The following is a 21266-nucleotide window of genomic DNA, read 5'->3' as shown; positions in this document are numbered from 1 at the left end:
ACCTCATTATTCAAAATCCTCAAGTGACCTGGCCATTATATATGCATCCTCCCCCCCGTCATGGTAGTAACCCTTTATTAAGTCAACTATTTTATAATTCAGTTTCTTGTAAAGGTTAATAGCGGGCGTGTTGGAAACCCTAACCTCAAGGTAAACCTCCTCAGCGCCGTAGAAGTGCTTCATAGCTCTCATACCCCCCCTAATCATCATGTTATACGCAATGCCCAACCTCCTGGCCTCAGGTAGTACGCCAATGGATATTACATGACCCTTCCTGGTTGGTTTACCTCTCCAGATGTAGCTCCAGCCAAACTCAACCCTATTCATCATATAACCAACCACATTGCCATTAAGCTCAGCCACTATGAAGGCCTTGGGGAAGCTTCTATAGTGTTCCACGAAGAAAAACTCAGGATAGTTCTCAGGCAGTACCCTCCTATTTATCATTACCACAGTATTTAAGTCCGTTATCTCAAACTCTCTAAGCACAAATACCCTACCGTCCTTACCCCTTATATACTCACGACCGCTTAACTTAGTCGTTATGTCCCGAACCTCCTCACTCATCTAAAGACCTGACTCATGAGACTTAATACATTTTTCCTCATAAGGAGTAATTACTTATCAAGTATGTATGCTGGAATAATTACCAGGATAATGAGACCCAGTATGTATAAGGCCGCAGTGAATGTTCTATAGGAAAGACTTAGGAGGCCCAGTTGGGGGGGTATTACGAAAATAACGACACCAACAACATTGCCATAAGGTACTGGGTACGGGTCAGGCACTGGATTTGCATCACCCTTAAAGACGTACGTGCATCCCTGCACATTGTTAATGGCGATCACCCTATGTACTATGTAATCATTAAATTCGGGTGAGTAGTATATTGCTACGTGATTCAGTAATGAACTGCAGGGTTGACTTGGCGGTATCATTACGACTAAATCCCCCCCACTTCAAGCGTTGGTTCCATGGAGTATGAGCTAACGACTGCCCACGGTATTACGAATAATGACGTTATTATAAGCATGGCTAATACGTGTATCACGTTCATTAGATCGGCAAGATCACTGTAGTACTTATTTTTTACTCACATCATTTGAAGAAAGGTTTTTATAGAAGTGCTTTACGGAGTCGCCGATGAGCAGCGGTACACAGCAAAGGGGGGGAGGAGTACCAGTAATGGTCCTTAAGGAGGGTTCACAAAGAACAACTGGCGCTGATGCCAGGAGGAGCAACATAATGGCTGCTAAGGTGATTGCAGAAATACTATCAACAAGCCTGGGACCTAGGGGGGGAATGGATAAGATGCTCATTGACGCCTTCGGCGATGTAACGATTACCGGCGATGGAGCTGCAATACTCAAGGAGATGGAGGTTCAGCATCCAGCCGCTAAGTTACTCATTGAGGTTGCCAAGGCTCAGGACGCTGAGGTCGGTGATGGAACAACAACAGCCGTTGTGCTCGCCGGTAGGTTGCTGGAGCTTGCTGAGGAGCTACTGGATGAGGGCATTCACCCAACAATAATTATTGACGGTTACAAGAAGGCCATGGACTACGCAATACAAGTCGCTAATGAGATCGCCCAGCCAATAAATGTTGAGGATAAGAATCAACTGGCGCTTGTCGCAATGAACTCACTAAGTAGTAAGATCGTCGCTGAGGCGAGGGATTACCTCGCCAAGATAGCTGTTGACGCCTCAGCCATAGCCGTCGAGAAAGTGGGCGACAAGTATAACCTTGACCTGGACTGGATTAAGATCGAGAAGAAGAAGGGACAGTCACTCTTTGAGACTCAGTTGATACAGGGTATCGTACTTGATAAGGAGGTGGTGCATCCAGGAATGCCCAAGAGGGTTGTTAACGCCAAGATCGCAGTCCTAGACGCACCGCTGGAGATTGAGAAGCCCGAGTGGACCACGAAGATATCAGTCTCATCACCACAGCAGATAAAGGCATTCCTCGAGGAGGAGTCAAACATACTGAAGTCCTACGTTGATAAGCTTGCTGAGGTTGGTGCAAACGTTGTTATAACGCAGAAGGGCATTGATGAGGTTGCCCAGCACTACCTGGCTAAGAAGGGCATTATGGCCGTTAGGAGGGTTAAGAGGAGCGACATTGAGAAGCTCGCCAAGGCCACTGGGGGGGCTAAGATAGTCACGAGCATTAAGGACATGAGACCCGAGGACCTTGGTACTGCTGGACTCGTTGAGGAGAGGAAGGTTGGTGAGGAGAAGATGGTTTTTGTTGAGCAGTGCCCCCCCAACCCAAGGGCAGTCACCATACTGCTCAGGGGGCGCGGCGGATAGGATACTTGATGAAGCTGAGAGGTCAATGCAGGACGCGCTCCATGTAATTAGGGACCTATACAGGGAGCCTAAGATTGTGCCTGGCGGTGGAGCCTTTGAGATGGAGATAGCGAGAAAGCTCAGGGACTGGGGGTAGGAAGTTACCTGGCAAGGAACAGCTTGCAGTGCTTAAGTTCGCTGAGGCCCTTGAGCACATACCAACCATACTAGCCCTAACCGCTGGTCTAGACCCGGTCGACGCAATTGCTGAGCTAAGGAGGAGACATGATGCTGGTGAGGTTGATGCAGGCGTTGACGTGCTGAGCGGCAAGGTTGCGAATATGACTAAGATAAACGTCGTTGATCCACTACTTGTTAAGACCCACGTGATTAGGAGCGCAGCTGAGGCTGCGATAATGATACTTAGGATTGACGATATCGTGGCTGCAGCCCAAACAAAGACAGGCGGCACCGGTAAGTCAAAGACTGAGGGCGGTGGCGAGGAGAGCGAATCAAAGTCTGAATAATAAATTTTGGCGTTCATATAGTTAGATTTTTAAACGATTTTATTTCCGTATTCTCCAATGTCATCATCAAATCAAGCCTCAAATTCAATCCTTAAGGAGGACGCGCTAGCCGGTATTCTAAATACCATTAATGATTTGGTTAAGGGTAAATTGACTTATCCACCCAGGATAACTAAGTATGAACTTGCCAGGATAGTGGCGGCTAGGGCAAAGCAATTGGCAATGGGTGCTCAGCCACTCATTAATCCGCAGGAATTAGGTACGTATGACCCAATAGACATAGCAATGGAGGAGGTTCGTAGGGGGGGATTGCTCCCATTCATTATAGTTAGGACATTGCCAAATGGGAAGCATGTAAGGATTAGGCTTAAGGATCTACTTAATTTAAGTAAGGAATTTGATGTTAAAATATGACCATTAAACCTTGATCAACTCCAACTTCCCATTATCTATCCTAATCTCCACAGCATCACCAACATCTAACTTAGGGCCTAATGCCTCGGCCTCATCCTCATTAAGCCAAATCAGGAGTCTGGGTATTGGAACCTTACCGCTCATTAATGGACCAACCATGGGCATCGACCTAAGCAACTGCTGCACAAGGGGGGGCATTACATCCCTCATCATCTGTGACGTCTCATCAGTGCCAGTAATGACGGGGGGGCCTGGTGTCTCCCTCTCCTCAACAATCTGTATTGCTATCATTCTACCGCCCGTAGGATCATTAACCAACGTCTTACTTACCACGTATCCCTTTATTGTTATCATCCGTATTAATCCACATCATGCATTTAAAAAACTTATTATGCACTTAGGTGTGAATGCTAACGGAGTTGAAATACCGATCACCCTTATCTGTATAAGAGAAATCGAAAGATTTAAAAATTATAATAAATAGAAAGGACTGTGAATAGTGATATTCAAAGAATCATAAATGAGGTTCGTTCATCGGCTGAGGAGATTATTTCGGAAAGTCCAGATCAGATAAGGGCTGTTTATATAATGGATCGGGAAGGCACGGTAATTACATACGTCACAAACACAATCCTAATCAATGCGGGAAATACATTTTTCGCTGCCCCCCCGAGGTTTATATCATCATTGAAGGGGGGGTTGGTATCTACATTACCCATTGGCGATGTTAATTACATATTAATGCAGGGTGTTGATGGAATTATTCAATTAATGAATATTAGGGATGCAGGCTATATTATGGTTATAATTAATTCTGAGGCATCAATAGGCTTGATAAGGATAATACTCGAGAAGTATACCGATAGACTGTATGACTTATTGAGAAAGCTACTCAGCGTTAGTGAGGAGGAGGTTATAGAGGTTATTAATGTTGAGATAACGCCTAAGGACATTGAGGATGTGATCAATTTCATAAAGAGTAAGGCCGTCATGTAGGGTGAGGACGATGCCGATAAAGACCATAAAGATTGTGATAGCTGGACCATATGGTGCTGGAAAAACAACCTTCGTTAAAACGTTAAGTGAGGTATTACCCATTGAGACTGATGTACCTATAATGAAGAGTTCCATTGATGGTAAGAAAAGTACGACAGTGGCCTTTGATTATGGCAGAATGAAGGTTAGAGAGGATCTTGTCGTGCATCTATTCGGCATACCTGGCCAGGAAAGATTTAGCTTCATGTGGAAGATAATTGCCAGGGGCATGCATGGTTATTTATTCATAGTTGATAGTTCAAGTGAGGAGAGGGTTAAGGAGGCCTTGGGCATGTATAACTTCTTTAGGGAGAACTTCCCATCAACACCCCACGTTGTTGCTGCGAATAAGCAGGACGTACCCACCGCAGTGGACATACCAACCATTAAGAGTATTTTGAAGGTTCCCTATGAGGTTAAGGTCATGCCATTAATAGCCACTAACAGGAGGAGCGCATTATTCGTTCTCGTTACCTTACTTGAGGAAATTAGGAGTTATCTTATTGAGATGTCTAGGTTACGGTAATAAATAATTGATATTGTAATTATTTTACTTAATTTTTGAAGCAGCTTATGTGCTATTTGCTTATACCCTCTCAAGCACTATCTCAATAGCGGCCACAGACCTCTCCTTTCCTCCCTGGCCAGTTACTTTGTCGGTTAGTAGCTTTATGTCGCTTATCCTTACCTGGTTTGGTAGGAACCTATCCCTTATCATTACTGCTGTTGAGACCGCCCTAGCTATTGCACCGCCCCCCCTAGCCTTTAGTATTACCTTCTTGGCTCCTGCGTTGAAGCTCATTACCGTCGCTATTACGTAGCTTGTGGTTGGTTTTTTACCAACTAGTATTGTGGTCTCCTGCTGTGGCGTGCTCATACCTCTTTCGCCGTATTCGGTACCTCCCCCCCAACCCTTTAAAAGCTTAATCCTAGTTACCTAATCGAGAGTTTTATGGAGTAACCACCATTCAATTTACTAAGAAGCTCGGCACCATTAACCACGTAACCAAGTACGTTTACCTGCTCACCAAGATCAACATTACCCAGTGCAATTACTAAGCTTCTCTTCTTAACCCAGTAGCCAACTTCATATGGCTTTAGGCTAGTCCTCTTGCCCTCACTGACGAGGCCCAAATCCAGGGGTATTAGTATGACTTGGCTGTACTTAATTGCATTTGATCTAATTGGTAATGATTTACCTAACCTGGCATACGTCAGTGGGGGGGATAGGGCTGGCTCTAACCTAACTACGATGTTTCCAAGATCCTTAACCTCAAGGATTAACTCACTCTCCATAATACTATGCACCTTATAATCTCGCCACAAGAGGCGCAATCTCCTTATAAACCTTATTGCTAATAAAATCATGTGAGCTGTCAAGAATGTAAGGTTGGCGAGATAAAGAGTGAGGATGATGTGGTTAGGGAGGGGGGGCGTAAGTTCATAACATGCATATTAAGTAGTCTTAACCTTAAGTTCATAGCCATAGACAATGGAGTTAAGTATCAGGCTATGTACTATGTGGAGACCACGAATGAGCACTTGAAGGGAGTTCTCGATCAAGTGCTTAATTGCATTAACGAGACCATTAACTCATTACCCGATAAGTTAAGGGATTACCTGAAACCTAGGGTTAAGTCTTTTGATGATACGTACGTAATAATGTTTAATAATGAGTTCATTACGATTAAGGCGATCTGGTGATTCGGCATGATTGATGAGAGTAAGTATAAGCTTAACTACGTGTATGCGGAGGACTTTGGCACTGGGTATTTTAAGTATGGTCCGATAACCCTGAGGGATAAGCCATACATGATACAGAGCCGTGGGTTATTCCTAAGAGATTTACCTGAGAGTATTAAGTTGCTCGTTCCCAGGGAAGTTCTTGAGAGAGGTGTCGTGGTTGGCGACGACATACCTAAGTACTTAAGCTCGATTAGGGATGCCATTAGGAATCTGCGATACCCACTTAAGGATGGCGTTATTAGGAAGGAGGATGAGGATTCCTGGAAGATAATTAAGGAGCTCGCTAGGTACGGTTCTCACAATTCTTTTCAGACTTCACTAGAAGGCCTGACTTTAAGGGGTTCTTCCTAGTGGTTGCCTTATCGGCTTTGGCGCCTGACTACATGAGGGATAGGATGATTGAGGTTCATAAGGAGGTTGATGAGGAGTTTGGCGGTAAATTGCTTCAGGCAGTGACCATAATAGACCAGCCATTCGCCGTTGCAATTGCTGAGAAGGCCGTAACATGCACCGTGATTGAGGCTGGGCATGGCAATATACAACTCGTGCCAATAAGCTACGGACATTAGGGAGGGAATTGTGGCGCTCAATAGGGGGGGTGGTGCCGAGGCCAATACAGTTACTAGGGAGGTCCTTAAGGACTCGGGCTATGGTGACCTCGCCAAGGATGAGTATGTGGTTGAGGTCGTGAAGAGGGCTGTGGGCTTGGTGCCCAAGAATCTTGATGAAGCGATTAAAAAGGCTAGGGAGGACCCAGATAGGTTTGCAGTTAAGGTTAGGGTTAACCCACTGGTTGAGGTTGAGTTGAGGGATACCGCGTGGATGAGGTTCCTAATTGGTGAGGTTGTTTTTAACCCAAGGCATGACATATTCACCAGCTACATTCAGCAGGGTAGGCTCGTGATTGAGGATGCCACGGTTGGTGATATGGTGTTTTATGGCGAGATGGATATTGCGGAGGCGTTAATAACGAGTATTAGGAAGGTTCCTGTGGAGATTCAGGATAAGATAATGAGCACGATAATACTTAGTGGTGGTGCATTTAATTGGTCTGTGCCGCCTGGTCTCGAGGATGTGGCTGTTAATAGTGTGGATAAGATTAGATTAATGGTCTCTGAGAGGTTGCCTGACCTGGCAAGCAAGCTAAGTATTAGCATTGTTAAGGATCCACAGTTTAGTGTTTGGAAGGGGGGGCCATTATATACGGCTATGCGCTGCCCAGTAACGTGAAGTGGAATGAGAGGACTAAGGAGGGTTGGTATTACCTTCATCAATAGACCCCCCCTTTCATTCTAATCTTATGATTCAATTAGGTTAAAAAGTGAGTTGTTAATTAGTAATGTGTAGGTGTAATGAGTATTGAAATTGCGAGGAAGCTTCTTGAGGAGTGGCTATTACAGAGGGGCTTCAGGGTAGTGGATAAATTGAGTGAGAGGGAGATCGTGCTCATGGAGGGTAATAACACGGTTTACCTCAGAATATCCACTGAGGAGTTCCCAACGGAGTCCTACATAATTGATGAGCTTAGTAATGTCATGAGGAATAGGTTTAATTACAATAAGGCATATATAGCATTTCCGCAGAGCGCCAGGGGGGGATTAATCAATGGCAAATTATTCAGGAGTAATAGGGTTGGTGTCTACATATACGACCTATCATCAAGTGATCCTGAAAGGGCCGTGGAGGAGTTAATACCAAGCATACCAATACAGCTACAGCAGGGTGTTGATGAGAGTATTAAGAAGAGGATTGATGACCTCGAGAAGGCAATTAATGATGTGAGGAATTCCTTATCGGGCATCAACATTCAGCCATTGGCCAAGGACATTAATGAGTTGAGGGATAGGGTGATGAGGATTGAACAAACAATTAATGAATTAATTGAACGTGTCAATAGGCTCGAAAGCGTTGGACTGCAGGGCGCAAGAACGCCTAATACCGCCGTGCAGGAGGGCTCGACAATTGGTAATGAGCTACCCGACTTCCTCAGTAATAATCCATGGATTGAGGTATTGAGAAGGAGGGGGGTGGTGGGAATGGGTGAACTTGATGAGTTAATAATTAAGTTCCTGAGGGAGAGGCTTGGGCAGGATGCTGAATTGGCTATTAAGCTTTACATGGCTTATAAGGAGGGTGGTAGGAGGGGGGGCGTTATTAAGGCGATTAATGAGGAGTTGAGTAATGTTGGCGTTGAGGTGAGTGAGGGTGAAGGTTAGGATTAATGAGCTAATCATTAGGGACTTCAGGGGGGGATTTAGAGGTGAGCATAGGGTTGTCTTTGGTGATGGTATTAATGTTATACACGGTCCTGTTGGTTCTGGAAAGACGAGTATTGTTCAGGCAATTGAGTATGCGCTCTATGGAACTCAGTTAGAGGTTAAGGAGAGGGTTTCAAAGTTGGCTGACCTAATAAATGAGGATTCGAATTCCTCACTCGTTAGGCTAGTGCTTACTGATGGTATTGAAATTACTAGGGAGCTTAAGAGGTCTGGTGAAACTGCAAGGGAGAGTCCTACTGCCATGATTGAAGGCACTAGGTATAAGGGTGATGATGTCAATCCTAAGGTCATAGAGTTCCTGGGCGTTGACGATGACGACTTCGAGAGGTTTGTACTAGTTACGCATAGGACCCTTGAGGCGCTAGTCTATGGTAGTATCACGAAGAGGAGTTTATTCATTGATAAGTTGTTTGGGCTTGAGGTTCTCGATAATTTAAATAAGTCGTTGCCCATGTCCCAGCTTGAGGAATTGATTAATAGACTTAGGCAGAGACTCGCCAGTGTTAAGGAGCTTCCTGAAATAATTGTTAAGTATGGCTCCATTGAGAAGGCGCGGGAAAAGGTTAGGGAGTTGAGGGAGGAAATTGATAAATTGAGGAAGGAGGAGGAGGAACTCGGTAACGCGTATAATGACTTATTGAGAAAGAGGGAGGAAATACTGAAGAACTTCAGGGGGGGGTGTTGAGGAGGTATACAGTAACTATATCGCTACTAGGATTAGGAGGGAGAGTCTTGAGCAGGAGCTTGAGAGGGCGGGCATTAAGGAGGTTAATGAGACGAGCATTAGGCTTAGGCTTGAGAGGCTTAGGGATTCATTGGTTGAGAAGCTTGAGGAGTACGCACTTGTTAAGGAGGCTGATGAGGTTAGTAAGTTAGTGATAACTAATGATAACATGGCTGAGGCTGCGAGAATATATACAAAGCCTTCGAGGGACTCACAAAACTTAAGGATAAGCTGGTTGAGGATAGGGAGTACCTTAGTAATGTTCGTAATGACCTCGAGATCCAGGTCGAGTCACTAAAGGCATCACTTAAGGAGCTGGAGACGAGACTTTCCCAGGAGGAGCCCAGGGTTAGGGAGTATAGGGCGTTAGTTGATAAGTATGGTGAGCCAATTAAGGTTAGGAAGGACATTGAGGAATTAAAGAGTAGGCTTGAGAAGTTAAGTTCTGAGGAGAGCTTTAGGGTATCATTACTAAACGTTTTACAATACATACTGAGCAATCATGAGGAGAGGTGCCCTGTCTGTAATAGGCCGTTGAGTGAGGAGGATTATGAAAACATTAAGAGAAGGATTGAGGAATTATCGAGGGGGGGTCGTAGTGACGAAATTGAGGAGATGAGGAATAAACTGAATGAACTGGAGAAGGCCTTAACTAATATGGAGACATTATTGCCCATCGTTAATGATTATGAGACCACCGTTGAACGTGCACGTGATGTTAGGTCTAGGTTTGAGGCTGTGGTCTCGAAGCTTGAGACTATTGAGAAGTCCATTAGGGATATTGATAGGAGAATTCAGGTACTTACGAGGTTTATTGACGAGTTTAGGGCTGAAATTGACGATGTTGATAAGGCGATTTCATACCTAAGAAAGTATAGGGAACTTAACTCCCTGAAACAGCAGGAGGAGGAGTTTAGGCAACAACTCAGTAGTCTTGGTGTTGATACGAGGGCTGTAACGAGTATTGAAGACCAAATTAAGTATCTTGATGAGAGGTTGTCTCAGGTTAGGGCTAGGTTGAGTGATGACTCGGCGGAGCTAAGTAGGCTTGAACTTGCACTGTCAAGTCTTGGCTTTGATAAGGAGGACCCCCCCTCAGTGCTCAGGAGGAGACTTGACTTCCTTGAGGACTTCTACAACAGGTTGGTCAGGATTAGGGCTGGTATCAGGGAGGTTCAGGCCAGGGTTAGGGATGAAATGATTAGGATTGTTAGGGATAACGTTGGTTCAATATTCAAGCTACTATACCCATACAATGACCTTGAGGGTGCGGGTATTGAGGTTACGGTTAGGGATAGGGGCGTTGTCGGAGTAGTCAGTGAATACACACTCTATGCAATTAGGCCTGGCGGTAGGAAGGTTACAATATCCAGGTTGAGCGATGGACAGAGACTGACGATAGCCCTCTCATTCCTGCTAAGTGTCTATAGAGCCACTAACCACAATGTTGACTTCCTACTAATGGATGAACCAATACCGTACGTTGACGTGAACATTAGGAGGGCCTTCGCGGCGTTATTAACCAGGTTCGTTAATGAGGGCTTGGTTGGTCAGGTAATAATCACGACTCAATCAGAGGATTTGGTTAATGACATAGTGAAGGCGGCCGAGGAGGCTAATGTTAAGTATAGTGTTATTAGGCTTGTCAAGGAGGGTAATGAGAGGAGGATTGTCCAGTGAACTGAATTAATTATGATATGTAAGTAAATAGTTTTATTAAGGCTTTATGCCGAATAACCTCGATGGAGGGAATATTCGTAGCCTTGGCAATACCCTTTAAAAACGGTAAATTGGATGAGGAGTCCCTTGCGAGGCACGTTGACTCGCTAACGAAGGCCGGCGTTGATGGTTTCTACCCATTTGGTACGACTAGCCAGGGACCGTACCTAACGCTTGAGGAGAGGAGGGAGGCCTTGGAGGTTATTTCGAGGAATACGAATAAGCAGTTGATGGTTCATGTCTTCTCATTTGATTGGCAGGATGTGGTGGAGACTGTGAGACTTGCCGAGAGGTATGGTGCAGTGGCTATCTCGTCAATACCACCAATCTATTACAGGCCAGATTATGAGACTCTGAGGAGATACTACGAGAAGCTATCCCAGTTAACGAAGTTACCAATATTCATTTACAACATACCGCAGAACACGGGCTTCAACGTAACGCCAGACCTAATAGCGAGGCTTCTCAGTGATGGCGTTAAAATAGCCGGTGTTAAGGATAGTACTGGCGATATAACGCAGATAATGGGCCACGTTAGGCTAGGCATAACGGTGCTCAATGGAGCAGACTCCACAATACTGCCGGCGCTCATGGTTGGGGCAAAGGGTTGTATCTCGGCGATGGCAACGTGCTTCCGGAGGTCATGAGGGAAATGTTCAATGACTTCAGGGCCGGTAGCTTCAATCGGCCATGGAGAAGCAGGACTTAATAGCCAGGGTTAGGGAGTTGATTAAGGAGTATCCAGGGGGGGTTGATGGCTACTATAAACTCGTGCATCTGCTGCGTTATGACTTCGGAACCGTTAAGGAACCATACCTAAGGCCACTGAGTGATTCAGAGGTGCAGAGGCTCAGGGATGGATTAATAAGGTTGGGACTAAAGCCCAGGGTATAATGTCATTAAATTTAAGACTTTCATTCAATTTAGCTTGATTTATCCTTTAAGAATACCCGAAGTATAAAATCTTGGCAATTAATGATTATTTAACATCCATGAATATCAATAGGAGGGATATTGCGATAACGGTGTTTGCTATATCAATTACTGCCATTATCATACTCATTGCACTAAGTACATTTATTCCGTCGCTGAACCCAAGCCGATATTAACGATTAGTACCGACGCATATCAGGTTTACTACCACAACACTGTAATTCCAGGGATCAATTAATTCATAGTGAGTGTTAAGTATTATAATTTAAACTATGGAACATTACGTGATTAGATCAGTATGGGTACTGACTCTCTTGTTAGTAAGTCTGGCGTGAGGGCCCTTGGTATAGCCGAGAGCTTTAGGCTTGACCTTAAGTACTCGATATTGGTTGGCGTTGTCATGAGGAGTGATGGCGTTATTGATGGTGTATCGCTGGGTAGGACTACGGTTGGTGGTTTGGACGCTACTGATGCCGTAATAAGCCTATACAGGTCATTTAACAGGAATGATATTCAGTTGTTGATGATTGATGGCTGTATAATATCTTGGTACAACATAATTGACCTGGAGAGACTAGCGAATGAGTTGGGCCTACCCATAATGTGCCTGACCTTTGAGGAGCCTGAGGGTGATGTCGTAAATGCGCTGAGGAAGTTGTTTCCGAGCGATTCGGACGTGAGGGTGAGGCTTTATGAGAAGTTGGGTAAGCCTAAGGAAATGCTGCTACCCGGTGGTTTGAGGATTTACGTGAGGTTTACCGGGATTGACTATAGGACGGCTAGGACGATAATTAGGAAGTTCGTTAAGGAGGGTAAGAGACCTGAGCCAATTAGGGTTGCAAGGTTGATAGCGAATGCACTACTTAACTACGTTAGAGCACCTTGACTCTCTCACCGCTTAGGTATGATGCCGCGACCTCGATATATACTATGAATGCGAGGATTAGGGATGCAGCAATTAGTTGTGGGCCAACCAGGTAGTAGATTGCCCTTAATATGGCTGATATGAAGAGGAGCATTGGTATTTCGAAGCCAACAATGCCATAGCGCCTCATTGAGAACCAGAGAATGCCTGGGTTAAGCATTGGTATGCATAGTGAGGACATTATTACGGCTATGAAACCTATGAAAAGTGCGTGAATGGCATCACCCAGCGGAACTCCAATTAATGCCAGGATTGCGGTAATTATTAGCATTGCCCTGCCAAGCGATGAACCGATTGGGTATGCCCTTGAGTATATAGTCTTAAACGCGGGTCCGAATTTCCTGGGTACACCAATGACTATTAACGTGAGTAGTGAGAGAATCGCCAGGTCTATGGGGGGGTTATTGAGGTAGTACGTCATCACAGGGAGTAGGACCGCGTATGGCACATCAATGACGTAGATGGGTCTTTGCCTACTCTCAACACGTCTCATGAGACTTGTAATTGACGCCACGGGGAATACCACCAGTCTAAAGCCACCCAGGTATAGGGCAATCATTAAGCTAATCAAACCGCTCAGGAAAAACGTGTTGGGCCAGTAAAGGGGGGGCTTCCTGCCTAAGCCACCCCCTGATAATTAACAGTAATGCATAGTATAATGCTAGGATAATGCCCACTACCCAGCTGAACCACATCCCCCCCAATGCGTAAATCACGAACCAGGCAATGGCTAATAAACCAATTAATATTGACGCAAATGGGCTTGGCATAACCCTCGTGAAGCCAGGGTGTTGACTAAACATTATGCCTATGTAGAACAATACCAAGCCACCGAGCATTAAATCCCCCCCATGTAAGCGACCATACCTCAGCGCCAAAACTGCTGAACCAATTATGAAGGATGCCATGGAGATTATTAATAACGCCTGAGAAACCCTCATTTGGTAAACAAACCACCTCCTGTAAACGTCCTGTGGCAATTTATCAAAGATTCCTCCAAAGATCACCTGCTTAAGCATTAGCTACTCACCGGTGCAGGCGACCTCGGAATTAATCTCCACAGCCTTATTAAGCATGCTCCTCAGTGCATCCTTTACACCCTGCTTTATGTTGAGCTTATCGAGCAGTCAATTATGTACTTGGTCACGGATTCCGAGGGCTCCATACTGCACTGTGAGCCAACACAAAATATACAGTATAGAAAGCTGCTCTCAACCTGCGTGCATGCCTTCGATGCCTCGTTAAGTATTGAATTGGCCTCATCACTACTAAGCCTAACCATCCATGTGCCATATGTCCTATTAAGGTATGCCGAACACTCAAACTCGTCATAGAGAGCTAGGCACCTCCTAAGCTCATTCATGGCTCGCACAATGTAAATCAACATCCAACAAACAAAGCCTTTAGCACTTTATTTGCTTAATGGTCATTGTGGAAATAAAGAGTTAAATTACTGGAAAAATACATCACATTTGATGATTAGGTCTAGGACGCTGCTGAGCACCTGCTTTGATGAGATGAACCCGGGATGACAATCCTCACCACGGCATTAAGTAACTTCATCACTTACTCTTCACATACTCATTAAGCCCAATCCTTAAGTACATACCCCTTAACTCGCTCAAGACCTCACCGCCCAACTTCTCCATTATTAACCTAACCATCCCCTGAAGTCCGCATTCACCTTAGCAACCCTATCAACAATGTACAGTGGGGGGGCTGGATAACCAAGTCTCGGCATTGTCGATAATGGGGGCTATACGCGATATCACATGCCGAATCATGCCAGGCTCACCCATGTACTCGGTGTATATTGGCAATGTCGCTGGCAGGTATTGAACGTAGAACCCATAAACCTCATTATCACCAACTTTACCAACAACATAAGGCTTGGTGATCAGAGCATTAACCGACTTATTCCTCGCCCTGTAAGTCTCCATAATCATATGCATCACCAACGGTTCCTCCATTATCTGCAACGCCCTATCAACATAATTCCTAAACTCATCGTTGGTTATTCCCTGCGAATACCTATTGACCTTAACATCCTTAGCATGAGCAAGTATTGGAATGGTGAATCTATTTACGTAGTTCCTCCCTATTAACGCTCCATCAAGCAATACGATATCCACGGGAAAGGACCTTGAGTATTCCAAGGCGTATTGAGCCTCCATGTCCAGCGCCATTCTCTCCAATTCCTCACTGGAAATTCCAAGTAATGCGTCGAACCTATTTATTACGTGTCCTTTACCATCAACATTCATTAATAGGGCCACGTTGATAACGGCTATTCTAAAACCTAAGTACGTTATCTCGGTGAAACCAGAATCAACGGCTATGAACCTCGTGAACTCCCTGTTAGGTGCAACCTCAATTACGTAGTCCATGTAATTACCGGCATTGTTAAGTAGTTCTAGGGCCCTATCCCTCATTTGGGCTATCCTGGTCTCAATGAGCTCGAGCATGTCTACTATTACGTCGTTAAACATCCTAGCCCCCCTCCTCGGTATATCCTGGCCTTCACCTCGCTTATTATTCTCTCAATCAATTCCCTATTAACCCTATCACCCTGCACAGCACCAACGCTAGTCAGTAAGTCGAGTATGTATGGCGGTAACTTACCGACATCGTTGTCTTGGAGAAACTCCTCCAGGTAAGCCAACGTGCGCGAAACCTTCTTACTACGTCTCTCAGAAATTATTAAGGACGCCAACTCCTTAACCACATCCTCAATACTAACACTAGGTGGTGCATTACTAAGCAGTAACTTCAGCTCATTAATAAATGGTTCAGGGTCATGAATTAGGTATATGAGTAATGGCCTTGCGAAGAGTACGACCTTACCACTCACTGAAACACCAAATACCTCACCCCCTAACACCCTTAATAACGGCATCACCATCGAGCTCTCCAAGACCTATTAAAGTCCGTAACACGGAATTACCAATCGCAATCTCATCAACACACGCCTCTTAACCGGTACGAGAGGTTCAGGGTTCGATGAGACTATTAACTGAGCCTTAACATTCAATGACCTAAGACCACCGATTAAGTCAATGATTACAGTCGCATCGTTAGTATCTTCGCAACTAAATACTTCATTGGGTATGCAATTCCTCCCTAGCCCGAGAATCGCAATCTTCATGAGCACCACCTCACGTTACATACCTCCTATCAATTAGACCTGCCCTCCACATACTCTCCAGGTACTTATTAACCGTGGAAGTATCAATATTGAGCTCCCTGGCTATGGACTCCTCGTCAATACCCACATTAGGTCCCAGCGATGCAACCTTAATGAGTAAGTCCCTGGGTATGTTAAGCTCCTTACCAATCCCACTAATTACCTCATCGATGCTCCTAATTGCATCGCTGATATATTTAGCATTGTCGAATGTGGGTGATGGGCTTGGAATCTCGGGAACACTATCACCTAATAACTTGCTAACCAATTTATTGCTGATTCTCTTCTTAAGCCATGCAGTTATCCTAGCGTACTTATCAATCAACGCATTAACATTGCCCAGAACCTCACTAAGCTCTTTACGCCTTAACTCAACGATGCGCGTTAGTTCGTTTAAGTAATTATTCAATAGGTCCAATGAACCATGCCTTATTAATGGTAACAAGTCGTTTACAAAGTCCTCAATGGTCATTTCAGGAATGCCCTTACCCACTATGACTGATGCATTTCTTAATATGCCCGTTAATTCTACGTACTCCTTAATCCTATCCTCAATACCTCTCAGAATATTCATTAGCTCAATCATGCCATTAACCTCGGAGTTAATTGTCTCGAGTATTGTTGGTAAGCTCTCCTTAATATTCTCCAACTCAAGACCATTGAGTCTCAAAATATATGACTTAACCCTCTCGATTAAGTTGTTAATTCTTGAGTCAATTTCGTTTGAAAGCCCAGGTAAATACTCATTAATGCCCTTCCTGCACTGCCTAATTTACTCAATATGTCCTTAATCGTATTGTTTAATGATAATGATAACGCCGATAATTCCTTATTCAATTCCTCAAGTCTCTGATCAACCTCACCCTCCAACCTATCAATACATAGCATAAATAATGAATACCTCCTTAGGAACTCGCTTGATGTCTCAGGCACGGCTTTCAACAATGTAAATGCCCTTTCGCATTCGCTATCCTGAACATTGATCCCAAGTTGAACCTCAATACTCATATTCAACTCATCAATGCTTATCGATAATGGCTTACGGAGAGACTCACTAAGTCTCCCCATATGCTCACTGAGTATGGTTAGTACCTTAGGCACGAGTTCGGGTGAGTATGGGGGGGCATACTCAGTCAGGTTATCATTAACTGGCAATAATAATCCCCTAAGACTTAGTAACTTAATTAAATCGCCCTCCTTAAACTCCCTCCACAGGTGCGTAGGGTATAACCTCCTTATGAGATACTCAAGCTCCTTCACCGTAAAGCTCTGCTTACCCAATGACCTTAGGTAATTTATGAAGCTCGACTCAACAGGACTAACCCTAGCCTTACCACTCTCATCCCTAAAAACCTCAGGCTGATCCTCAAGACCTTCACCCTTAACCCAAGCCTCAACGATATGCCTGATCACGGCATCCTTTGACTCCTTAGCGCCGCGCCTAATGGCCATCGTGTACTGAAGAACCCTCTGCCTAACCCTATCCCTAAACGCCAACACCTCATCCCTATAGTCATTAAGTCTCTCGAGAAAGACCGAGTACTCCCTAGGAACCCTATCCAACCTCTCAAGCCTGGAACCAATTACTATGGACCTAAGCTCATCAATCCTATCAGAACCAAATATGGAGAAGTACGTAAAGTCAGTCGCTGGACCAAGCACGAGCTTCCAGGATAACTTACTGATAGGCTCAACAACGTTCTTCGCTATATCATTGGTGAGTAAAGTCCTGGATATTACAATGACTAATAACGAGTCAATAACCCTCTCCTGACCATTAACCGTAATTATGCCCTCATTAACAACCTTACTCAACAATTTAATGAGTTGATTGGGTTCTCCATCCATACTCACAATAACACCAATCCTAACATCGAGCGGATTCTCAATAACGCCAAACAAAGCACCTGATAATGGATAAAGCGTTACTTGCGAACCAAGCGCAGCCCTAACTATCTCCATTGCCAAGTCCTCACGAAACGCATTAACAATGCCTATGGCCTTACCAACCTCCTCCTTAGCCCTAATGACCTCCTCAGGCTCCTTACCAAAAACGAGCATCCTATGTAACCTGGGCGATACCTGGTATGCCTTAGTTATGCTTGTGGTTGATGAAACCTTAGCATTACTTGGAAATACCACGTAGATTATGGGCTCACCCTCATACGCCGTGTAATACGAGCCGTAGCTTATCGATATATCCCTAAGATCACCCTCAATAGGCGCCATGCTTAGCTTAATCAGTTCATTATTGACCCTACCTAATCCATCATTATCAAGCCTAAACCTAGCGACTTGAACCTCCTCAACTAACCCAGCCTTAACCATCGCATTGATATACGATGTAACATCAAACCCAAGCTCTGAACTTAAATCACCAATACCTCTTGGTATGCCTGATAGTAACAATGCCTTAAATACCCTGGATCCTCTCTCATCATTAGGTCCCTCATTAATCACGTCAAGGTATGCCTTCAACTCACCGCTGGAGACCTCGCTCTTCAGGAACTCCTCAAATAACTCGTAATTAAGCTCCTTACCCCTCTCCACAACCATATCAAGGAGTTTAGACGTGAACTTAACCAAGGCCCTCGGCGAAGCCTTACCACCCTCAGTGTTAGCCACTAACTCATAAAGCGTGGCCAGGTACTCACGCCTCAGTGGGTGAAGGCCATTTATCAAGCCCTTTCTTACTAAGTCAAGCCTTTCATCCGTGGAGTAGGCATTGAAGCGCTGCAGTAGCATTGCCTCGTAGAGCCATAGGGGGGGCATCCTCTCATCAAGCACTATCTCCATGTATACCCTACCCCCCCTCGTTATGTCGAATACGTCAGGCACCATGTTCTTGAGTATGTTATAGTAGAGTTGCGGTGTGAAGGCTAGGACCATCATAACCTTGCCAAGCCTCTTGGATCAACACCAAGAACATCCCTATAATTCCTGGGCTCAATCAAGGCCCTAATTAGTGAGCCGAGCCTAATGACCAAGTCCCTAACCTTACCAGCATCACCAGGGCTAAGCGCATTACTAAGCTCAACAGCCCTACTAACCTCATCAGCCTCATCAATAAGCAGGAGCAGAGGCTCATTAGAATTGCCACGCGCCTTAAGCAGTGAGTTTATGACCACGTTAATGTCAAGACCAAAGGTAAGCGGTAGCCTAAGAACCTTGAGCCCAAGGCCCTGCGCCACGGCCTCCACGGCATCGAGCAACTCACTCTTACCCCCCCAACCATACTGCCCAACAATGACAACCGCAATATTATCACTACCCCCCCTAAGGAAAGCATTGATCGCAGCTTTAACCCTCTCAAGCTCACCCTCAAAACCCACCGGCGAGTACCTACGCTCAATAGGCGGAACTCCACTTGGATTCAACGGCCTATCAATAAACCCAAACCTACTATACATTATCAATGATTGAATTACTATGAGCCATTAATTAAGAAAACAAATAAAATAAATAATCCCGCATTTAACAATGCTTACCACCATAGCCACCAGATTGGTTGACATTGCGTTGTGTAATAAAATCCCTGGAGTCCCATGTATGGGCTTTGGCTTTCTTTCCAGTCCTTGTTTATACCTGGCGGTGGTATGTACATGCCGTGGCTTTGAATGCCCATTGATCCATTAGAGTTCACCCATATGTACCAATCAACATCGTAAACAATATGACCAACTAATACGCCAGGTATTGGTATGAAGCCGAGCAAGTAGTACGTACACCCAAACGGCTTATAGGCAACAACCGAGACACCCACAGGAATCACGTACATCAATGATTGCGGGTTATTGGCAGGACCCATATACGTATAACCCTCACTCTCAACACCATACATTACTTCCTGAGATGCCCAATACCTACTCATGGGCTTAAAGACCCATGTTATATTATACACGGCGAAATTCAACGGCGTTATTACGCTAGATGCCTTTACTGATAATGATATTGTGTTTTGTGAACAATAATATGTAGAGGAGATCGAGGGCGCTTGGATTGCATAGCCTAGGGTTAAGGTGGTCCTATACTTCTTTACCGCCATGCACTGCATTGGGTATGGCGTATAATAATCAATCGTCCAGTAACCCACACTATAATTATTACCACTTACTACCCATTTAACATCTCCAGGTAATTGCGAAGCGCTTATCTTATTCATCTCATATTCATAAGCCACGTATGAGGCGTAGGCATCTTGGAACAACTCTAAGTATTTAATATACGCGCCGGACCCTGGAACATATACAACCACACTATAAAGCTGAGCATAACCCACTGAGAAACCATTCAAATCTCTATAGACTAATCCATTCCATATGAGACAAAAATCAACCACAACATTACCAAGTGAGTCGCTGTAACCATGTTGACCATAAATGATTATATACGTACCATTAAAATTAATTGGTCGATTCGTAGGTCCCAGAAGCACAAAGCCCAGGTAAGAACATAAATCGCTTGGGTCTTTTGTTATCTGCCCTTCAGTTAATGATAACGTGAAATTAAGGGATTTAATAACTTCCATTGATGGCTCGTTAATCCCCTGAGCATTGATTATTAATTTTATGTTTCTCGTATTATTAATTGCATTTGCCATTGAAGGTTTTGTACATGATCTCGGTAGGGTTATGATGAATAAAACGCTAATGATTATTACGGTAATTGCTGAGACAATTAATAACTGCCGTAAACCATAACCCGTATTCATAAGAAACCTCATTCCTAGTTAAGTTCTTATCCCTGAACTTTTAAAGATAGCACCCATTCAAAATACTAATGGCCTTAATTTATCTAAGAACACAGGAACCTTATTCATGAATAAGGATAAAAGTAGATATTATGCGGAATGAAGTATTCACACCCTAATCAACTTACTGAACCTCTTATAATAAGCCAGCTTATCCGGCATTCTCACATGGATCTCAAAGGGAGGTCCAATACCTGCTCTCCACAGTCTCTCGAGAACAATCCCTGGATCAACACTGGTTATCACCAAAACATCAATATCGCTCGATAATGCGTACTTATTTTCAGCAACAGAACCGAATAAATAAACCTCGGCATTAGGATCTAAGGACTTAATAACCTCCTTAATAATGCGTAAGTATTTATTGAGATTCCTAAATACATCCTGTCTCCTCCTGGCATCCTCAATTAAGTAATCATAATTCACTGCTCATTATTTCACTAACAACCTTAATTAACCTTTCAGCCTCCTCCTTCGTATATTCCCTTGGCACATACCTAGCACCAATATAAGCATCTTCAAGCACGCCTAGTTCAAATAAATACCTGTCTAACAACTCACTTACAATTTGCTTTTTTATCACCTGGCACGACATCACGTAAAAACTTAAGTAAGTAGCGCACACTGTGTGTCCGTGGATACTGAGCACCATACTCAAGAATCTTCGCTTTTAAGAATAATTGAAGGGCTTGTTCAAGGTTGAAAACGGCTAAGTCATACATCTCATTTTCCATCTGA

At 44.3% G+C, this 21266-nt stretch carries 28 protein-coding genes and 3 pseudogenes; 13 read left to right on the top strand and 18 right to left on the bottom strand.

The annotated features are described in order from the left end of the window. Positions 1–6: 6 nt before the first annotated feature. From JCM11217_RS00540 to JCM11217_RS12175, 3 genes are read right to left on the bottom strand one after another with little or no spacing between them, the layout of a single operon-like run. The gene (locus JCM11217_RS00540; RefSeq protein WP_054841730.1) at positions 7–567 is read right to left on the bottom strand and encodes a GNAT family N-acetyltransferase; all 561 of its coding nucleotides are present in this window, start codon (positions 565–567) and stop codon (positions 7–9) included. Positions 568–617: 50 nt separating this feature from the next. After that, the gene (locus JCM11217_RS00535) at positions 618–938 is read right to left on the bottom strand and encodes a signal peptidase I (protein WP_243677867.1); all 321 of its coding nucleotides are present in this window, start codon (positions 936–938) and stop codon (positions 618–620) included. Between the two features lie 5 nt (positions 939–943). Next, a complete protein-coding gene (locus tag JCM11217_RS12175) occupies positions 944–1057 on the bottom strand; it encodes a S26 family signal peptidase (RefSeq protein ID WP_243677866.1) in 114 nt (37 codons plus the stop codon). A 254-nt stretch (positions 1058–1311) separates the two neighbouring features. Here JCM11217_RS12175 and JCM11217_RS00530 point away from each other — a divergent pair. Next, positions 1312–2819, top strand: a pseudogene (locus JCM11217_RS00530) (thermosome subunit). Between the two features lie 57 nt (positions 2820–2876). After that, a complete protein-coding gene (locus tag JCM11217_RS00525) occupies positions 2877–3233 on the top strand; it encodes a DNA-directed RNA polymerase subunit K (RefSeq protein WP_243677865.1) in 357 nt (118 codons plus the stop codon). A 3-nt stretch (positions 3234–3236) separates the two neighbouring features. On the opposite strand, the gene JCM11217_RS00520 is transcribed toward JCM11217_RS00525, so the two are convergent. Continuing rightward, entirely contained in the window at positions 3237–3587 is a 351-nt protein-coding gene (locus JCM11217_RS00520) for an arcadin 1 (protein ID WP_054841729.1), read from the bottom strand. Positions 3588–3725: 138 nt separating this feature from the next. On the opposite strand from JCM11217_RS00520, the gene JCM11217_RS00515 reads away from it, so the two are divergent. Together JCM11217_RS00515 and JCM11217_RS00510 are read left to right on the top strand one after the other, a co-directional pair. Then, positions 3726–4229, top strand: coding sequence for a hypothetical protein (locus JCM11217_RS00515; RefSeq protein ID WP_054841728.1), 504 nt, complete (start codon positions 3726–3728; stop codon positions 4227–4229). 10 nt (positions 4230–4239) lie between these two features. Next, positions 4240–4794, top strand: a complete 555-nt coding sequence (locus JCM11217_RS00510; protein WP_054841888.1) for an ATP/GTP-binding protein — start codon at positions 4240–4242, stop codon at positions 4792–4794. Positions 4795–4854: 60 nt separating this feature from the next. Here JCM11217_RS00510 and JCM11217_RS00505 read toward each other — a convergent pair whose 3' ends face one another. Together JCM11217_RS00505 and JCM11217_RS00500 are read right to left on the bottom strand one after the other, a co-directional pair. Continuing rightward, on the bottom strand, positions 4855–5145 hold the full coding sequence (locus JCM11217_RS00505; RefSeq protein ID WP_054841727.1) for a DNA-binding protein Alba: 291 nt from the start codon (positions 5143–5145) through the stop codon (positions 4855–4857). Between the two features lie 56 nt (positions 5146–5201). Continuing rightward, positions 5202–5576 carry a cyclophilin-like family protein gene (locus JCM11217_RS00500; protein WP_243677864.1) on the bottom strand — a complete coding sequence of 125 codons (375 nt, stop codon included), beginning with the start codon at positions 5574–5576 and terminating at the stop codon, positions 5202–5204. Positions 5577–5636: 60 nt separating this feature from the next. Here JCM11217_RS00500 and JCM11217_RS00495 point away from each other — a divergent pair, with 60 nt between their 5' ends. The 9 genes and pseudogenes from JCM11217_RS00495 to JCM11217_RS00465 all read left to right on the top strand — a co-directional run bounded on the left by JCM11217_RS00495 (position 5637) and on the right by JCM11217_RS00465 (position 12555). Then, positions 5637–5972 carry a hypothetical protein gene (locus JCM11217_RS00495; RefSeq protein WP_054841726.1) on the top strand — a complete coding sequence of 112 codons (336 nt, stop codon included), beginning with the start codon at positions 5637–5639 and terminating at the stop codon, positions 5970–5972. A gap of 6 nt (positions 5973–5978) precedes the next feature. Next, positions 5979–7291, top strand: a pseudogene (locus tag JCM11217_RS00490) (heat-shock protein Hsp70). 75 nt (positions 7292–7366) lie between these two features. After that, a complete protein-coding gene (locus tag JCM11217_RS00485; protein WP_243677863.1) occupies positions 7367–8230 on the top strand; it encodes a biogenesis of lysosome-related organelles complex 1 subunit 2 in 864 nt (287 codons plus the stop codon). Further along, positions 8214–8978 carry an AAA family ATPase gene (locus tag JCM11217_RS12170; RefSeq protein ID WP_243677862.1) on the top strand — a complete coding sequence of 255 codons (765 nt, stop codon included), beginning with the start codon at positions 8214–8216 and terminating at the stop codon, positions 8976–8978. Before JCM11217_RS00485 ends, JCM11217_RS12170 begins: the two co-directional genes overlap by 17 nt. A 130-nt stretch (positions 8979–9108) precedes the next feature. Next, positions 9109–9315 carry a hypothetical protein gene (locus JCM11217_RS12165; protein ID WP_243677861.1) on the top strand — a complete coding sequence of 69 codons (207 nt, stop codon included), beginning with the start codon at positions 9109–9111 and terminating at the stop codon, positions 9313–9315. Between the two features lie 236 nt (positions 9316–9551). Continuing rightward, positions 9552–10697, top strand: coding sequence for a hypothetical protein (locus tag JCM11217_RS12160; protein ID WP_243677860.1), 1146 nt, complete (start codon positions 9552–9554; stop codon positions 10695–10697). A gap of 62 nt (positions 10698–10759) precedes the next feature. Beyond that, on the top strand, positions 10760–11383 hold the full coding sequence (locus JCM11217_RS00470; RefSeq protein WP_243677859.1) for a dihydrodipicolinate synthase family protein: 624 nt from the start codon (positions 10760–10762) through the stop codon (positions 11381–11383). A 43-nt stretch (positions 11384–11426) separates the two neighbouring features. Further along, on the top strand, positions 11427–11630 hold the full coding sequence (locus JCM11217_RS12155; protein WP_243677858.1) for a hypothetical protein: 204 nt from the start codon (positions 11427–11429) through the stop codon (positions 11628–11630). A 337-nt stretch (positions 11631–11967) separates the two neighbouring features. Continuing rightward, positions 11968–12555, top strand: coding sequence for a DUF99 family protein (locus JCM11217_RS00465; protein WP_054841725.1), 588 nt, complete (start codon positions 11968–11970; stop codon positions 12553–12555). Here JCM11217_RS00465 and JCM11217_RS12150 read toward each other — a convergent pair. From JCM11217_RS12150 to JCM11217_RS00425, 12 genes and pseudogenes are all read right to left on the bottom strand, one after another. Next, entirely contained in the window at positions 12542–13153 is a 612-nt protein-coding gene (locus JCM11217_RS12150; RefSeq protein WP_243677857.1) for a hypothetical protein, read from the bottom strand. The genes JCM11217_RS00465 and JCM11217_RS12150 overlap by 14 nt on opposite strands. A gap of 4 nt (positions 13154–13157) precedes the next feature. Beyond that, positions 13158–13613: a hypothetical protein gene (locus JCM11217_RS12145; RefSeq protein ID WP_243677856.1), complete on the bottom strand. Its 456-nt coding sequence runs from the start codon at positions 13611–13613 to the stop codon at positions 13158–13160. An 86-nt stretch (positions 13614–13699) separates the two neighbouring features. Next, positions 13700–13957 (bottom strand): hypothetical protein, encoded by a 258-nt coding sequence (locus JCM11217_RS00455; RefSeq protein WP_243677855.1) that lies wholly within the window; start codon positions 13955–13957, stop codon positions 13700–13702. Positions 13958–14291: 334 nt separating this feature from the next. Next, the gene (locus JCM11217_RS00450; RefSeq protein ID WP_243677854.1) at positions 14292–15083 is read right to left on the bottom strand and encodes a single-stranded DNA endonuclease; all 792 of its coding nucleotides are present in this window, start codon (positions 15081–15083) and stop codon (positions 14292–14294) included. Beyond that, on the bottom strand, positions 15068–15490 hold the full coding sequence (locus JCM11217_RS12140) for a hypothetical protein (protein ID WP_243677853.1): 423 nt from the start codon (positions 15488–15490) through the stop codon (positions 15068–15070). The genes JCM11217_RS00450 and JCM11217_RS12140 overlap by 16 nt, the downstream gene beginning before the upstream one ends. A gap of 24 nt (positions 15491–15514) precedes the next feature. Next, positions 15515–15739, bottom strand: coding sequence for a hypothetical protein (locus JCM11217_RS12135; protein ID WP_243677852.1), 225 nt, complete (start codon positions 15737–15739; stop codon positions 15515–15517). A gap of 10 nt (positions 15740–15749) precedes the next feature. Then, positions 15750–16448 carry a hypothetical protein gene (locus JCM11217_RS12130; RefSeq protein WP_243677851.1) on the bottom strand — a complete coding sequence of 233 codons (699 nt, stop codon included), beginning with the start codon at positions 16446–16448 and terminating at the stop codon, positions 15750–15752. Positions 16449–16471: 23 nt separating this feature from the next. Then, positions 16472–18670, bottom strand: coding sequence for a hypothetical protein (locus tag JCM11217_RS12125; protein ID WP_243677850.1), 2199 nt, complete (start codon positions 18668–18670; stop codon positions 16472–16474). Further along, positions 18667–19188: a hypothetical protein gene (locus JCM11217_RS12120; protein WP_243677849.1), complete on the bottom strand. Its 522-nt coding sequence runs from the start codon at positions 19186–19188 to the stop codon at positions 18667–18669. The genes JCM11217_RS12125 and JCM11217_RS12120 overlap by 4 nt, the downstream gene beginning before the upstream one ends. Positions 19189–19262: 74 nt before the next feature. After that, positions 19263–20378 (bottom strand): hypothetical protein, encoded by a 1116-nt coding sequence (locus JCM11217_RS00435; protein ID WP_243677848.1) that lies wholly within the window; start codon positions 20376–20378, stop codon positions 19263–19265. Between the two features lie 258 nt (positions 20379–20636). Next, complete coding sequence (locus JCM11217_RS00430; RefSeq protein WP_054841722.1) at positions 20637–20954, bottom strand: nucleotidyltransferase domain-containing protein; 318 nt, start codon at positions 20952–20954, stop codon at positions 20637–20639. Next, positions 20944–21250, bottom strand: a pseudogene (locus JCM11217_RS00425) (HEPN domain-containing protein). Before JCM11217_RS00425 ends, JCM11217_RS00430 begins: the two are co-directional and overlap by 11 nt. Positions 21251–21266 lie beyond the last annotated feature (16 nt).

Source organism: Vulcanisaeta distributa JCM 11217 (assembly GCF_001316005.1).
Taxonomy (GTDB): domain Archaea; phylum Thermoproteota; class Thermoprotei; order Thermoproteales; family Thermocladiaceae; genus Vulcanisaeta; species Vulcanisaeta distributa_B.
This window is presented reverse-complemented; position numbering and strand designations above follow the sequence as displayed.

Coding starts and splice junctions, on each gene's coding strand:
- JCM11217_RS00505 (WP_054841727.1), bottom strand. CDS start 5,145: ATGAGCACGCCACAGCAGGAGACCACAATACTAGTTGGTAAAAAACCA.
- JCM11217_RS12150 (WP_243677857.1), bottom strand. CDS start 13,153: ATGATTGCCCTATACCTGGGTGGCTTTAGACTGGTGGTATTCCCCGTG.
- JCM11217_RS12145 (WP_243677856.1), bottom strand. CDS start 13,613: ATGCTTAAGCAGGTGATCTTTGGAGGAATCTTTGATAAATTGCCACAG.
- JCM11217_RS00450 (WP_243677854.1), bottom strand. CDS start 15,083: ATGTTTAACGACGTAATAGTAGACATGCTCGAGCTCATTGAGACCAGG.
- JCM11217_RS00525 (WP_243677865.1), top strand. CDS start 2,877: ATGTCATCATCAAATCAAGCCTCAAATTCAATCCTTAAGGAGGACGCG.
- JCM11217_RS00520 (WP_054841729.1), bottom strand. CDS start 3,587: ATGATAACAATAAAGGGATACGTGGTAAGTAAGACGTTGGTTAATGAT.
- JCM11217_RS12120 (WP_243677849.1), bottom strand. CDS start 19,188: ATGTATAGTAGGTTTGGGTTTATTGATAGGCCGTTGAATCCAAGTGGA.
- JCM11217_RS12155 (WP_243677858.1), top strand. CDS start 11,427: ATGGAGAAGCAGGACTTAATAGCCAGGGTTAGGGAGTTGATTAAGGAG.
- JCM11217_RS00510 (WP_054841888.1), top strand. CDS start 4,240: ATGCCGATAAAGACCATAAAGATTGTGATAGCTGGACCATATGGTGCT.
- JCM11217_RS00535 (WP_243677867.1), bottom strand. CDS start 938: ATGATACCGCCAAGTCAACCCTGCAGTTCATTACTGAATCACGTAGCA.
- JCM11217_RS00470 (WP_243677859.1), top strand. CDS start 10,760: ATGGAGGGAATATTCGTAGCCTTGGCAATACCCTTTAAAAACGGTAAA.
- JCM11217_RS00455 (WP_243677855.1), bottom strand. CDS start 13,957: ATGAATGAGCTTAGGAGGTGCCTAGCTCTCTATGACGAGTTTGAGTGT.
- JCM11217_RS00485 (WP_243677863.1), top strand. CDS start 7,367: ATGAGTATTGAAATTGCGAGGAAGCTTCTTGAGGAGTGGCTATTACAG.
- JCM11217_RS00435 (WP_243677848.1), bottom strand. CDS start 20,378: ATGGCAAATGCAATTAATAATACGAGAAACATAAAATTAATAATCAAT.
- JCM11217_RS12125 (WP_243677850.1), bottom strand. CDS start 18,670: ATGATGGTCCTAGCCTTCACACCGCAACTCTACTATAACATACTCAAG.
- JCM11217_RS12140 (WP_243677853.1), bottom strand. CDS start 15,490: ATGCCGTTATTAAGGGTGTTAGGGGGTGAGGTATTTGGTGTTTCAGTG.
- JCM11217_RS12135 (WP_243677852.1), bottom strand. CDS start 15,739: ATGAAGATTGCGATTCTCGGGCTAGGGAGGAATTGCATACCCAATGAA.
- JCM11217_RS00465 (WP_054841725.1), top strand. CDS start 11,968: ATGGGTACTGACTCTCTTGTTAGTAAGTCTGGCGTGAGGGCCCTTGGT.
- JCM11217_RS12175 (WP_243677866.1), bottom strand. CDS start 1,057: ATGAACGTGATACACGTATTAGCCATGCTTATAATAACGTCATTATTC.
- JCM11217_RS00540 (WP_054841730.1), bottom strand. CDS start 567: ATGAGTGAGGAGGTTCGGGACATAACGACTAAGTTAAGCGGTCGTGAG.